Source organism: Moraxella oculi (assembly GCF_023336735.1).
Classification (GTDB): Bacteria; Pseudomonadota; Gammaproteobacteria; order Pseudomonadales; family Moraxellaceae; genus Moraxella; species Moraxella oculi.
On the sequence record NZ_JAMBAQ010000010.1, the window covers coordinates 1 to 14,337 of the forward strand.

The window sequence follows — 14,337 nt, forward strand, 5'->3', positions numbered from 1 at the left end:
CCGGTATTCTGACCAACTGAACTACCGCTGCGAACATGGTGGGCGGTAACGGATTCGAACCGCTGACCCTCTGCTTGTAAGGCAGACGCTCTACCAACTAAGCTAACCGCCCATGTTCAAAACATCTAGAACATGGAAACAGAGGATTGGTTATTTCGTTACCGTGTTCGTTCGTTGTGTTGCGTATTATATAGATTTTTTGGCGTATGTCAAACAATTTTTTTATAATATTTTAAAAAATATTTTAACATGTTGATTTTAATCATAATTTTTTAAATTTTCTACATAAGTATTGACCTGCCCCAACCGCTCTAGCGTACCAACATCAACCCACTTTTCAGTCATCAACTCGCCTGTTACTAGGTTTTCCTTGGCTGCCTGTTTTAAAAATGGTGCCAGCGGAACTGCTTGACCTGCCACCACACCATCAACCATCTTTGGTGATAATACGCTTAAACCTGCGAAAGTATGTGTCAAACAGCCACTCTCTTTTAGTCTGATATTTTGACCATCAAGTCCAAAATCTCCTGATTCATTATGTTCAGGATTCTCCACCAACACCAAATGTGCTAACCGCTCTTTTAATTCATGCTTGACCAGCTTGGTAAAGTCATATTCCGTCCAAACATCACCATTTACTAAAATGAATGGTTCATTACGAAGTAAATTGTTTGCCAAAGCGTATTTGATGCCGCCTGCCGTTTCTAATGGTTCTCTAAATGAGCTTTCATCAGAAATGTGTAAATTGACACCAAGCGACAGCTGCGTGAGTGCATCAATGAGTTTTTGTGCCAAATACCCTGCATTAATGACGATGTCTTCAATGCCTGCATCACGCAATCTTTCTATGTGCCAGATGATGAGTGGCTTATCTGCCACAGGCACTAAGGGTTTGGGTGTATGTGATGTCAAAGGACGCATGCGACTGCCTTTACCCGCTGCTAAAATCATCGCTTGTCTAATGGTCATTTCTTATCTCCACAAAAAATATTATTGTAACACACATAAAAAAGGCGAAAATTAGTTTTCGCCTTTTTTATGATTAATCATAATCCTAATGCCACTCACAGGGCGAATTTAGCATGATAAAAAGGCAATACCTCCCCACTCAACCAATCATAAAATGGCTGAACCGCCGTCTCACCATGGGATGCTAACCAGTCAAGCTCATTAATCAAATCACGCATCACCTTTGGAATGTCTGCCAAATAGCGATCTTTACCATCTCTTTGGGACAGACGCACAAAGATACCCAATACTTTTAGATGTCGTTGCACACCCATGGTATTAACCTCCTTGTGAAACTGGCTAAGAGGTATATTGAGTGATTTTAACAGATGAAATTCCCCAATTTTTGCACTCACCCAATGCTCATCAAAATCAACATAAGCATCTCTTAATAAACTCACCAAGTCATAAGTATAAGCACCAATGAGTGCATCTTGAAAATCAATCACACCAAGTGCATCTCCGCCCTTATCCAGCATCAAATTACGACTGTGATAGTCTCGGTGCACAACAACTTTTGGTTGCGTGGCAATGCGTTCAAGCAGATAATTTTTAAAGTCTTGCCACATACGCATCGTCTCAATATTTGTTTTGACATCAACATAAGGCAAAAACCAGTCGATGAATAAATCCATCTCATCAGACAGCTTGGCATCATCATACGGTGGCAAGTCCACTTCCGTAGATAAAGTTTGTAACTCAGCAAGTGTCTGCAACGCCTTGGTATAATGAGCATCCACACGACCTGCATCACGACGAATCAAATGGGCAAATTCTATCGTGCCAAAATCTTGCAACAATAAAAACCCTTGTGATAAATCCTGCACAATGATGTCTGGCACATTGACCGCCGCTGTTAAAATACCAGCCACTTTGACAAATTCGCTTACACTCTCTTGCGTGGGCGGTGCATCCATCAACAAATAAGTAACGGGCACGCCTTGTTCATCAACATTCGGCAAATAAATGCGATGGTAGCGTCGAAAACTGGCATCGCCTGCCAAGCTTTCAACCCGAAAACCAGTGGCAAGATTGGCATTTAAAAATGCCATCATCTCATCATGTCTGCTCATCATCAAGTCCTTACAATCGGTAAATTATGTCAAAAAAAATCCTGTTAATTTTATCATGTTTCCCAATGACAATGCGTTAATTTTCACAAAAAACCATCACCAATCCCATTCACTTATTCCATATTCTAAAAATCTTAAAAAATTATCAAAAAATGATGTAAAATAACGATCATTTTCATCGTTTAGATTTTCAATCAAAAGGTTTGGCTGTGATGTCGAAACACCCAAAAGAACGGCTCGCAAAGCGATGCCTATCCATAAGCATTCGCACGGTATTATTTGGCGCAGGTTTATTACCCATGAGTGTCTGGGCACAAGGCATCAGTGGTCATGCAATCGATCAAAAAAATGATGCTCTTGAACGACTATCTGGCTATTATCAAGCCCTGCCACATACTGACGCACGCTGCCAAGGGAGGTGGACATACCCAACGCCAGATCGGTCAAGTCTTGCTAAGCAACTAGGAGCGGACAATGATACCAACAGCATCCCCAAGCATGGCAGCTACCATGCTCAAGCCGACTATGGCTATTATGACAATGATGCCTACGCTGAATTGTCTGGCAATGTCATCTTAGAGCAAAATGGTCAACAAGTACTTGCTGATAAAATCACTTTCAATCCCAAAACTGGTGATTCTCGCGCCATGGGTCGGGTATTATTTAACGACAACCCCAATCATCCAGACGGCAATCAAAACCATCACAAACACCCTCAATCTAAGCATGATGCACCAAATGCAGGCATGATTGGTATTGCAAGTGAGCTTAATTATAACGCTAACACCCAAACTGCCAACGCCAAAGATGTTGCTTTTGCCAGCATTGCCATTGGTGCGCATGGTCATGCCAAGCACATGCAAAAACTAAGCAATGGTGAATATAAAATGGACGAGGTCATGTTCACCACTTGCCCACCAACTCAACGCAAGTGGCATTTGGATGCAGATAGTATCGAAATCGACACCAAAACAGGTCGTGCAATTGCTAAGAACAGCACCCTAAAAATCAAAGACACCCCTGTTTTTTATCTGCCGTATTTTAATTTTCCCATTGATGATCGGCGTGCCAGTGGTTTTTTATTACCCACTGCTGGTATGAATTCGTCAGGCGGATTAAAAGTTACCGCACCCTACTACCTAAACCTTGCACCAAACTTCGATGCAACGCTCAACCCAACCCTATTTAACAATCGTAATCCCATGCTGGGAGCTGAATTTCGCTATTTAACCAAAAATTATGGCTCAGGCATTCTTGATGTCTCCTACTTACCGAATGACCGCAAGCACGGTGATACAAATCGCCATCATGTATTTTATGATCATCAATGGCGTGCCAAACACATCAACAATCTCACCGCCCATGCCATCTATCGCCATGTGTCAGACAGCGATTATCTCAGCGACTTTGATGCACTAGGACTAAAAAACAATCCGCTCAATCTCCCTAGACGCATCGGAGTGAATTATTATAATGAGTACTTGACGGCAGATTTGCGAGCCGAAACCTTTCAAACGCTATCAGGAAAAAATAGCGATGGCTCACCCATTCAGGATAAAGATAAGCCCTACTCTCGCTTGCCACAGCTTACAATCAATTTCATACTGCCTAAGTCGACAACAACAATGGGTAAGCACTGGAAAATACCAAGCAGCTTTGACCGTTTTGACATCACCGCAAGGCATAATTCAGGCTACTTTAAAAAAACCATCGCAAGCGATTCCACCACAGAACACAGTGGCGTGCGAGTCTACAATCAGCTTACCGCCAGTTATCCCATACTAAAAAACTGGGGGTATTTCACCCCAACAATCAGCCTGCATCATCTGTACGCATCTTATGACAAAGACAGCTTAGTAGCACGAGGCATTGACAAAACCGAAGGGCATCACTCGGTGTTTGTACCCCAATTAAGTTTTGATACGGCAGCATTTTTTGAAAAGTCAGGATCGCCTTTTGGCTGGTTTGATAAAAAATGGGGTGGTTATCAAGTGCTTTCACCACGCCTAAAATACAATCACACGCCCTACAAAGACCAGCATGACATTCCAAATTTTGAAACCGCCTTTGCTGCCATCAACTATGATCAATTGCTAGCGGATTCTTGGTTTTTAGGTGATGACCGCCTTCAAGATTTGCACGCCATCACGCCTGCCATCAATTACCGCTATGTTGATCAAAATGGTCAAACACGCTTTGACGGCAGCATGGCACAACAGTTTTATTTGAGTGATCTTAAAGTTGGTCTTGATGACAGCCAAAAACATGGTGACAAAAGCTCTGGCATGGCATGGAAAATCAGCACTCAACCAAAAGATGATCTATGGATTGATACTGACGGCTCATTCACACCCAACCACCATCTGAATCATTTCACTGCTCAGATTCGCTATCAGCCGAGTGAACGCAGTTTGTATGGCATAGGATTGATTAATCGTAAGCATAACCATGCTTTTGGGCAATTACCTTTACAAGCCTACACCGCATCAGCCATTTTTCCCATCAATAATCGTTGGCGTCTTTTAAGTCAGGTGCAGTTTGACCGTCGCAATGACCGCTTGTTAGACGCACTTGTTGGGATAAATTATGAAGATTGCTGCTATGGACTGTCAGTTTACGCACGCCGCTATCGCAACAGCCTAAGTCCAGACATCAAGGCAAATCATGCCATCATGGCAGAGATTCGCCTGAACGGCATTACCGACAGTAGTCGATTAAGTCGCTTGATGAGTGATAAAGTGGTCGGCTATGATGCCACACAAGACGCATGGCAAAAGTCCATCAATAAATAAGAATGCGGTTTGTTTTAAGCATTACTCAACAGCATGTCATCAAGCACGCTGGGATTTGACGCATTGATTGACAAATGCTACACTTAATAAAATTTTCAACTCACATTTACCACTCATCAGACTTTTCAAGGAAATTTTATGCAAGGTAAATATTTCATTCGCCCCTTATTGGCAGGCTTACTAACCATCAGCTCTTTGGGCACAGCCAGCATCGCCATGGCAAACATCAGTACCGCCCAAAGCACTGATGGCATCGTTGCTGTCGTCAATGACAAGGTCATTTTAAAAAGCGAGCTGGTTGCTGCCACCGCCGCCCTTAGCGCCGAATATCGAGCCAACCACATCAATGCAACACCCAGCCAAATCCAACACATGGCTTTAGATGGGTTAATCAATCATAAATTACAACTGGGCATGATTGAACGGTTGGGAGCTGTACCAAATGATGACATCATCAACGCTCAGATGTTGCAAATCGCCCACAGTCAAGGACTACAATCACTCACTCAACTACAATCCACACTAGATGCCCAACAAAAAGGCAGCTATGCAGCTCTACGCAATCAACTTATTGAAAACGCTGCCATCGCCGCTCTTTGGCAACACCAGGCATCTGAGCGAATCAAAATTACCGATCAACAAATTAAGGCGTTCTTAAACTCACCAGAAGCCAAAAGCATCTTGCAGCCACAATATCATCTGATTCATATTCGCGTGCCTTATCAGGCAAACCCCAGTCAAAGCGACATGACACAAGCACAACAAGTTGCCAACCAAGTTGCTACCGCTTTACAAAACGGCGATTCACTAAATGCCATTTTAAATAATATCAAAGATTACCAACCACAGATTCAAGGTGCTGATACAGGATTTATCAGTCAATCAGCACTGCCTAGCGACTTGGCTCAAAAAATTGCCCAGCTGCCAACAGGCGGTTTGACTTATGTTTCAACACCCCAAGGTATCGATGTGGTCAAGTTGGTTGAAAAAAATGAACAAGGTCATGTGCTGATACCTGAATGGCGAACCAGTCATATTTTGGTGCGTGTTGATGGCACTCAAAACAATGCCATGGCAGAGCAAAAGATCAACGCCCTATACCATGAATTGCAAAAAGGTGCCAATTTTGCACAGCTTGCCGCCACTTACTCTGACGACACGGGTTCTGCCCAGCAGCGTGGCAGTTTGGGTTGGGTGAGTGAAGGTCAGATGGTTCCTGAATTTGAAGCGATGATGAAAAACACCAGCAAAGGCGACTATTCAACACCATTTCGCTCACAATTTGGTTGGCACATTCTAAAAGTTGATGACATTCGCAAACAAGATGTGACGGAACAGTATCGCACCAACATCGCTCGTGAGATGATTTTTAATCGCATGGCTCCACAAGCACAAGAAGATTGGATTGAGCAAATGCGTGCAGCGGCACATATTGAGATTTTCAATGAATGATGTAGCTCTCTTGACTACTAACGCCAAAAAACCGCCATGTAATCAATGGCGGTTTTTTTGTATGACGACCAGCTTCTATTCATTTGCGTTTTTTATCACGCTTCTTAAATTCAGCAATACGCTTGCGTTCACGCATGACCTTGGCCTTATTCTTAACCTTAGGATTTTTCTTACCTTCGTACGGATTGGCATTTTGCTTAAACTCTACATGCAATGGCGTCCCTTCAAGCTTAAACACCTCACGATAGATGTTTTCAAGATAGCGTTGATAGCTTTTTGGTAAAGCGGAAGTTTGATTGCCATGAATAACAATGACAGGGGGGTTATGACCACCCAAATGTGCATAGCGAAGCTTGATGCGACGACCGCCAACCATGGGTGGCTGATGATTCTCTACAGCATCTTGCAAAATTTGTGTTAAACGAGATGTCGAGACTTTAAACATGGACGCTTCATACGCTTTATGAATTGATGGATACAAATTGCCCACGCCATTGCCGTACAATGCTGATATTCGATGAATCTTCACCCAAGGCACAAAATTAAAACGGCGATCAATCTCTATTTTTAAAAACTCTTTTTGATCGTCAGTCAGACCATCCCATTTGTTAATCGCCACAACGATGGCACGCCCAGCATCTAGGGCATACCCAAGCATGTGCAAATCCTGATCCACAATCCCTTCATGTGCATCAATCACCACCACAACCACATTGGCATCTTTGATGGCTTGCAATGTTTTAACCACTGAAAACTTTTCAACCTTCTCATCAATGCGTCCACGACGACGCACACCAGCAGTATCAATCAGCGTGTATTTTTGACTCTCTCGCTCAAAAGGAATGTAAATGCTATCACGAGTCGTACCAGGCATATCAAAGACCACCACCCTTTCTTCTCCTAGTAGGCGGTTCACCAATGTTGATTTACCGACATTTGGTCTGCCGATGATGGCAAGCTTTAAACCTTGGTCAGCATCTTCTTCAACCTCATCAACAGGCATGTCAGCAGTGATTGCCTCGACAAGATTGGTTGCACCCTTACCGTGGCTGGCAGCTGTTGGGAATGGCTCACCAAAACCTAGGGAAAAAAACTCTGCTGATGATGCCTCATGCACCCCATCCATTTTATTGGCCACTAAAAACACCGGCTTGCCTAGCGTGTGTAAAAAGCGTGCAATTTCAGCATCTGCACCGATCAATCCTGCACGAGCATCTACAACAAACACCACGATGTCCGCTTCATGAATGGCAGTATAAGATTGGGTTGCCATATAATCATCGATATTACCCAAGCCATCATCAGCCTCACCAATACCACCCGTATCAACAACAATGAAAGATTTATTCTCAAAGTGTGCGTCGCCATATTGACGATCACGAGTTAAGCCAGACATGTCAGCAACGAGTGCTTGACGAGATTTGGTAAGCTGATTGAATAAAGTGGATTTTCCAACATTTGGACGACCGATTAGGGCGACCACAGGTTTCATACTCATGAATTTCTCAAAACTTTCTGATTAAAAAAGGGATAAAAACAACACCAAAACATCAAATCCCTTGCCATCAAAAAACAGACAGCAAAGGACGACTGATTAAACTCATTACCCAAGTTTAAAACTGCCAAACGCTAATCACACCTGCTGCACTCTGTGTATACAAGCGATTGTCTTTTACTTGTAAACTTGTTAATTGCCCCTTTGTCTGCACACGACTGACAATTTCACCATCACGATCAAAAAGATGAATCACACCATCATAATCACCCACTGCGACATAGTCGCCCACCGTTACAGGATTGGTCAGTTGACGATTTTTTAGGCTTTCACTTAACCATACAGTCTCACCTGTCAAACGGTTAAATGCTCTAACATCACCACGCACGCCAGTTGCGATGAGCAACTCTCCTAAGATGGCTGGCGACTTGGTGCTTTTAATGTCAGCAACAAACATCGTGCGACCTGTCGCCATGTCAAATCCTGCCAACTGCCCGCTAAAACTTGTTACATAAAGATGCTGACCCATCACAAGCGGTGTGCCATCAACATCTCGAAGGTGCTCAACAGAACTGCCCCCTGTCGCCATGCCAACACGACGATTCCAAAGTGGCATGCCCGTGCCAGAATCCAACGCATGAATTCGACCATCTGCCGTGCCGAATAAAACGGTTTTTGCATCCAAAGCCAGTGGTTTGGCAATCCCACGAACACTGATGCCCGTTCTTTGCGTACCAAGCTCCCATACAACACTGCCTGTCTGCAGATCCAGCCCATATAACACGCCATTATTGGCAGACAATAATACTCGATCTGCATGAATTAATGCAGGTGCCACACTTGATGTGGTTAGGGTCGTCTCCCACAGTTTCTCACCTGTATTGGCATTGAGTGCAACCACCTCACCAGAACGAGTACCTACCACCACGATAGACTCATGCTCATCAATCGCAACCCCACTGGTAATGACCTGCTTTAAATTCACCGTCCAAACAGCTTGATTGCCAACAAAGGCACTCACCAAACCACCACGACTGGCAGCAATGATTCCACTTTTGGTTACAGCAACCTGCAAATCAACCACATTTTTTTTACTAATACGCTCACCCTTAGCCAAATTACGACTTTGGTCAAGCGACACTTGCAAAACTGGTGATAATACGGAAACGGGTGCGGCGATATTAACAAGCTTGGCAGGCTTGCTATCTTCACTCTTAAAAGTCTTTTGGCAACCTGTCAAAGCGACTGTTGCCATCGCACAAACCAAAACAGTTTTTATAAAACGATTGTGCATATACGATCCTTATGCTTAATGAATGATGATCAAAATCGGTAGGTCAGATGTCATTATAAAAGGAATACCGTCCTAAAACATCAGCCATTTTGTATATTTTTGTGTTATTGCCCATTTGCCTGTTGAGTCATACTCTCTGTATGCTCGCTGGTCATTTGCTCACCAGATTCGGCAACAACTGGTGTTTTTTGAGCAATCGGCTCAACTTCCACACCCAAAGACTGCAATTTTAAAGTAAGAACCGCACGATTTTCTTGGCGTTCACGCAGTGCTTCCCAGGCGGCAGTGTAGGATTGCTTGGCTTGCTCAATGTCGTTTTTAGCCACATAAATATCGCCCAACATCTCTTGACGAGAAGCTTCGAAAGCACTTGGCATTGACTCATTAGCAATCTTAAGTGCTTTATCCGTATCACCATTTGCTAGCATGGCACGCGCATGGCGAATCTTAGTCATCGCCAACAAACCCTCATCACCCAAATCAATCTTGGTTGCTTGATCCAGTGTGGCAACTGCCCCTGCCAAGTCGTTCGCTTGTGTCTGCTGACGCGCTTTAATCATCAATGCCTGCCAAGCATAGATGGTGTTGCCATGCGTTGCCACCAATTTATCAATATCTGTAAATAACGCATCTTTACGAGCATTCATAACCTGCTTGGCAGATTCGTCCTCCGCATTGTATTGAGCAAGCCTTAAAGCATCATCATTCTCTTCAATCGTGGTGTATAGATCAGCAGCCACGGTATCGATTTTGGCATAATTTTTTTGATAATACTCCCAGCCAAAATAGCCTGCAAGAACGACAAGTATTACCAAAATAATGCTACTGCCGTGCTGTTTTAAAGCAGACATTGCTTGCTTGTCTGCCATATTTGAGTCTTGTGACATGATATTGCCTTTTGATGATTATGAAAATTTTATTAGTCAGTGTTCGACAGTTGTAACTGCATGATCCATGATTTAGGTTGCGTGCTTTGCTCACCTGTTTTCATGTTTTTGACACCAATCACGCCCTGTTCGATTTCATCATGCCCCAATACGACCGTATAGTCCGCACCTGACTTGTCTGCTTTTTTAAATTGCGATTTAAGACTTGAGCCACTTGCCATTTTGATACGCAAATCCTTACGGGCATGACGAATTTCTTCTGCAAACATGAGTGCTTGCTGATAAACCTCAGGGTGTGCGACGACAAAAACATCACACTCCGACCCACCATCAACTGGGGATACAGTCTCCAGTAACAGCATCAATCGATCCAACCCCATTGCAAAACCAACAGCAGGTTCAGACTGGTCAGGCTTGCCTTTTAATAGCCCCACCAAACCATCATATCGACCACCAGCACACACCGCTGCCTGAGCCCCTAGCTTATCCGTTACCCATTCAAATACGGTTTTATTATAATAGTCAAGCCCACGCACCAATTTATCATTTACCTCAAATGCCACACCAAGTGCCATCAAGTAAGATTTTACCTGCTCAAAATGAGACTTACTCTTTTCACCCAAAAAGTCTGCAAGTTTTGGAGCGTTTTGTAAAATTTCTTGAGTTTGCTCGTTCTTACTATCTAAAATACGCAATGGGTTGGTATCTAGTCGACGCTGACTGTCTTCATCAAGCCCATCTTTATGCTTTGTTAAGTAATCAACCAACGCTGTCTTATAAGCCAACCGCTCATCTGACTCACCCAAGGTATTTAGCTGCAAACTCACATGCTCAGCAACGCCTAATTGTCGCCAAAAACGATGAGTCATGGCAATCAATTCAGCTTCACCGTCAGGCAGCTCATTACCAAAAACTTCTACACCCAACTGATGAAATTGGCGATAACGCCCTTTTTGCGGACGCTCATAACGAAACATTGGGCCAATGTACCAAAGTTTTGGTGCATCTCCCCTAAGCATATTATGCTCAATCACAGCACGCACACAACCTGCCGTGCCTTCTGGACGCAAAGTAAATGACACATTTTCGTCATTACCACCATGCACCACCCCAAACATTTCTTTTTCAACAATGTCAGTGGCCTCGCCCACACCCCGAGCGAACAACTCTGTTTCCTCAACCAATGGCAACCGAATTTGACGATAGCCATAAGCATCCAGCACATCGCTTAACATTTTTTCCACCTTACGCCATTTTTGTGTATCATTTGGTAAGGTATCATTAAAGCCACGAATGGCGGTAATCTTACTCATTGTTAAAGTCCCTCACTGTTTAAATTAAACAATTCTTTTTGAATGATGAATGATTTCATCATCTGATAAAACCGCATCAAATTCACCCAAAAATCTCTTGATGTTTGACAAATCAAAATCAGCAACTGTTTTTAAAAAGTCTTTGAAATTTGGATTTTTGCTTGCCAATTCATTAACAACCGAATAATCCATTTTTTCCTTATATTTGGCAGGTGATATAATTTTGCTTTGGCTAACATGGTTCAAATTCAATTCAATAATTCCAATCCCAAAACTCTGGCTTAATTTTTGCAAAGCTTCGATAAATTGACTGTTATTATCAATCATCAAAGCCACCAAATACCCTTCATTTGCCCAGCTTGAATTACTCACCGCTTGGAAAAAACTTTCTTTATAGGTGGAAAAGTTTAATTCTTTTTTAATCTCAAAAGAAAAAATCTTAATTGGCTTAATGTCAAATTTTTCAATAAACTGCAATACATTATTTTTGCCGTAGTTGGCGTATTCAAAATTAACCGCCACCATATCAGGATACAGCCACTTATCTTCACCCCTTATGCCTTTTTGACTCTCTTCATGAAAGATGGTTTTTGAATACGCCTCAAAATAATCATCATTTTTCAAAAAATACGCCAACAAAGAATGCAAATCTCGTTCGTGAAAATTAGCTTTTTTGGACGAAGTTTTTATCATGATTGCATTTTTATCAATCGAATTTTGGCATTCACATTCATCATTTGAAATATTGGCATTTTTTAAAATATACTGTTTGGGTTTGGTATTTGGTACTTCTTGAAAACGCTCTTTATTTGTAACAATCGCAGCACCAAAACTCGCCTTTGGCGTCTTTCCTTTAAACTGTTGACTGCTCACATCAAATGATTTTAGCTGATGGTGCAAATTATTTTGCAAAACAAATTGCCATAGTTGAGCAGTAGTCATTGGACGGTTGGCGATTGTCATTGCCAATACCGCCAACTCAACAAAACACAATTTCTCTTGACTTTGCACCACTTCTCTCACCCAACCACCCTTAAAATCTCATTGGCTCGCTTTTCTTGTAAAAGCCGTGCTTTTTCTCGCACCATTGCTTCAATTTCATCTACAAGCGTGGCCGTGTCAATCAGATGGCTTTTATTGCCATTTTTATACACAAGACTATTAGGATTGGCTCCGACCACACCAATATCAGCTTCTTTCGCTTCTCCTGGACCATTGACTTTACAGCCAATGACTGAAACATCCATAGGCTCTCTGATGTCTTCAAGTCTTGCTTCAAGTTCAGTCATTACTTTAATCACATTAAACTCCTGACGACTGCATGATGGGCAAGCGATGAAATTAACACCATTAGAACGAATGCCCAAGGACTTTAAAATATCAAAGCCAATTTTAATCTCTTCTTCTGGTTCGGCAGCAAGCGATATTCTCATCGTATCGCCAATACCCTCCATCAACAATCCGCCAAGTGCAATCGCAGATTTGACCGTTCCTGTGCGATACACGCCCGCCTCGGTTACGCCCAAATGCAATGGGCAATCCACCTGCTGACTGATTAGGCGATAAGCTTCCATCGTCAAAAATACATTACTCGCCTTGACTGATATTTTATAATCATGAAAGTCATGACGATCCAAAATATCAATATGACGCATTGCCGATTCAAGCATCGCTTCACCTGTTGGCTCGCCATACTTTTTTTGCAGATCCTTTTCCAAGGAGCCTGCATTCACCCCAATGCGAATTGGCAATCCATGATGGCGAGCAGCAGCGATTACCTCACGAATTTTTTGTTCATTGCCGATATTACCTGGATTGATTCGTAAGCAATCTGCACCAACTTCCGCCACCGCCAAAGCTATTTTATAGTCAAAATGAATGTCAGCAATGAGTGGAATGGCGACCTGCTTTTTAATCTCACCAAATGCTTGTACGCTCTGCATGGTTGGCGTCGACACTCGCATCAAATCCGCCCCAGCCTCGACACATCGCTGTATCTGAGCGACTGTCGCTGCCACATCACAAGTGTCAGTATTGGTCATGGATTGCACACTGATGGGTGCATCACCGCCAACAGCAACATTACCCACCATGATTTTTCGAGTAGTGCGACGAACGATCGGATTGTGGTGATTTGACATGGTAATTCCTAAAAGCATGAATGATTAAAATGAGTTAAAGACCGCTGAGTGATTCATCATGTGAATGACCATGACAAAGCAAGCAGGCACATCTAGAAAGCAGTCCTCAAAGAAATGTAATAAAAATTACTGCAAGGTTAATGACGCCTTACCATCTTTGACATACTCACCCAATTTGACCGCCTCACCATTAAAATTCAAATCAACCTGTGCAGGATCGTCAATCTTAACTTTGATTGGTGTTACACCTTGAAGTGTGTAATTGCCTCTTGGTTGATCGCCCTGCAATAAGACATTGCCAGCAGCATCAGTAATCAGGACATGCACATCACCTTTAGAACGCACCTCTAAAGTGGCCATGTTTGTTGTGATCGCTGCCCCTGCTGCTTGGTCATTTTGAGTCATCACAGATGAGTGCTGTTGAGGGCTTGGCTTATTATCCTTGATGGCATTACTCACCACTTTTAATAACACAAACACCAAAACAATCAAAGCAGCCGCCCCAAAAATCAATGCAGGATTGATACGCACTTTTGAACGACCGCGTTGCAATGTACCCATTGGCACCAGCGGTGCTTTGATGTCGCTGACTTTAATTTGGCGTAGCGTACTAGGATAGGCTTTTTCAAAAGTAAGTGCAATATCAACCGCATCCAGCCCTAAATATTTGGCATAGTTGATGATGAATCCTTTGGCGAAAGCAAATTTTGGCATGGCAGCAAAATCTTCTTCTTCAAATGCCTGCAAGTATCGCTTTAAAATATTCAGTTCGCCAGACGCTTCGTCAATCGTCAGACCTTTTGCATGACGCGCACTTTTTAGGCGACTGCCGAAATTGCTGGTTGGTTTTGACTCATTCGTTAATTGATTGACCACGCGTAT

Annotated in this window: 11 protein-coding genes and 1 tRNA gene; 2 read left to right on the forward strand and 10 right to left on the reverse strand. The window is 42.9% G+C overall.

The window, feature by feature from the left end:
- Positions 1 to 36 precede the first annotated feature (36 nt).
- The 3 genes from M2R47_RS05775 to M2R47_RS05785 form a co-directional block, all read right to left on the reverse strand.
- Positions 37 to 112, reverse strand: a tRNA-Val gene (locus M2R47_RS05775).
- A 146-nt stretch (positions 113 to 258) separates the two neighbouring features.
- On the reverse strand, positions 259 to 969 hold the full coding sequence (locus tag M2R47_RS05780) for a nucleotidyltransferase family protein (RefSeq protein ID WP_249100248.1): 711 nt from the start codon (positions 967 to 969) through the stop codon (positions 259 to 261).
- A gap of 95 nt (positions 970 to 1,064) precedes the next feature.
- A complete protein-coding gene (locus M2R47_RS05785; protein WP_249100251.1) occupies positions 1,065 to 2,084 on the reverse strand; it encodes an aminoglycoside phosphotransferase family protein in 1,020 nt (339 codons plus the stop codon).
- Between the two features lie 209 nt (positions 2,085 to 2,293).
- Here M2R47_RS05785 and M2R47_RS05790 point away from each other — a divergent pair, with 209 nt between their 5' ends.
- Both M2R47_RS05790 and M2R47_RS05795 read left to right on the forward strand, forming a co-directional pair.
- Entirely contained in the window at positions 2,294 to 4,873 is a 2,580-nt protein-coding gene (locus M2R47_RS05790; protein ID WP_249100254.1) for an LPS-assembly protein LptD, read from the forward strand.
- Positions 4,874 to 5,011: 138 nt separating this feature from the next.
- Positions 5,012 to 6,325 carry a peptidylprolyl isomerase gene (locus M2R47_RS05795; RefSeq protein WP_249100257.1) on the forward strand — a complete coding sequence of 438 codons (1,314 nt, stop codon included), beginning with the start codon at positions 5,012 to 5,014 and terminating at the stop codon, positions 6,323 to 6,325.
- Between the two features lie 79 nt (positions 6,326 to 6,404).
- Here the strand turns inward: M2R47_RS05795 and der are convergent, their stop codons facing one another.
- The 7 genes from der to M2R47_RS09580 form a co-directional block, all read right to left on the reverse strand.
- Positions 6,405 to 7,823: a ribosome biogenesis GTPase Der gene (der, locus tag M2R47_RS05800; protein ID WP_249100260.1), complete on the reverse strand. Its 1,419-nt coding sequence runs from the start codon at positions 7,821 to 7,823 to the stop codon at positions 6,405 to 6,407.
- A gap of 115 nt (positions 7,824 to 7,938) precedes the next feature.
- Entirely contained in the window at positions 7,939 to 9,114 is a 1,176-nt protein-coding gene (gene bamB / locus M2R47_RS05805; protein ID WP_249100263.1) for an outer membrane protein assembly factor BamB, read from the reverse strand.
- Positions 9,115 to 9,218: 104 nt separating this feature from the next.
- Positions 9,219 to 10,001, reverse strand: a complete 783-nt coding sequence (locus M2R47_RS05810) for a YfgM family protein (RefSeq protein WP_249100267.1) — start codon at positions 9,999 to 10,001, stop codon at positions 9,219 to 9,221.
- Between the two features lie 32 nt (positions 10,002 to 10,033).
- Positions 10,034 to 11,314, reverse strand: coding sequence for a histidine--tRNA ligase (gene hisS / locus M2R47_RS05815; RefSeq protein WP_249100269.1), 1,281 nt, complete (start codon positions 11,312 to 11,314; stop codon positions 10,034 to 10,036).
- 24 nt (positions 11,315 to 11,338) lie between these two features.
- Entirely contained in the window at positions 11,339 to 12,325 is a 987-nt protein-coding gene (locus tag M2R47_RS05820; protein WP_418001187.1) for a hypothetical protein, read from the reverse strand.
- Positions 12,326 to 12,333: 8 nt separating this feature from the next.
- Positions 12,334 to 13,455 (reverse strand): flavodoxin-dependent (E)-4-hydroxy-3-methylbut-2-enyl-diphosphate synthase, encoded by a 1,122-nt coding sequence (gene ispG / locus M2R47_RS05825; RefSeq protein ID WP_249100278.1) that lies wholly within the window; start codon positions 13,453 to 13,455, stop codon positions 12,334 to 12,336.
- 126 nt (positions 13,456 to 13,581) lie between these two features.
- Complete coding sequence (locus M2R47_RS09580) at positions 13,582 to 14,331, reverse strand: helix-turn-helix domain-containing protein (RefSeq protein ID WP_249100280.1); 750 nt, start codon at positions 14,329 to 14,331, stop codon at positions 13,582 to 13,584.
- Positions 14,332 to 14,337: the final 6 nt, after the last annotated feature.

Bases quoted from the DNA above. Each gene is read 5' to 3' on its own strand.
- M2R47_RS05780 (WP_249100248.1), bottom strand. From the start codon at position 969: ATGACCATTAGACAAGCGATGATTTTAGCAGCGGGTAAAGGCAGTCGC.
- bamB (WP_249100263.1), bottom strand. From the start codon at position 9,114: ATGCACAATCGTTTTATAAAAACTGTTTTGGTTTGTGCGATGGCAACA.
- M2R47_RS05810 (WP_249100267.1), bottom strand. From the start codon at position 10,001: ATGTCACAAGACTCAAATATGGCAGACAAGCAAGCAATGTCTGCTTTA.
- der (WP_249100260.1), bottom strand. From the start codon at position 7,823: ATGAGTATGAAACCTGTGGTCGCCCTAATCGGTCGTCCAAATGTTGGA.
- hisS (WP_249100269.1), bottom strand. From the start codon at position 11,314: ATGAGTAAGATTACCGCCATTCGTGGCTTTAATGATACCTTACCAAAT.
- M2R47_RS05785 (WP_249100251.1), bottom strand. From the start codon at position 2,084: ATGATGAGCAGACATGATGAGATGATGGCATTTTTAAATGCCAATCTT.
- ispG (WP_249100278.1), bottom strand. From the start codon at position 13,455: ATGTCAAATCACCACAATCCGATCGTTCGTCGCACTACTCGAAAAATC.
- M2R47_RS05790 (WP_249100254.1), top strand. From the start codon at position 2,294: ATGTCGAAACACCCAAAAGAACGGCTCGCAAAGCGATGCCTATCCATA.
- M2R47_RS05795 (WP_249100257.1), top strand. From the start codon at position 5,012: ATGCAAGGTAAATATTTCATTCGCCCCTTATTGGCAGGCTTACTAACC.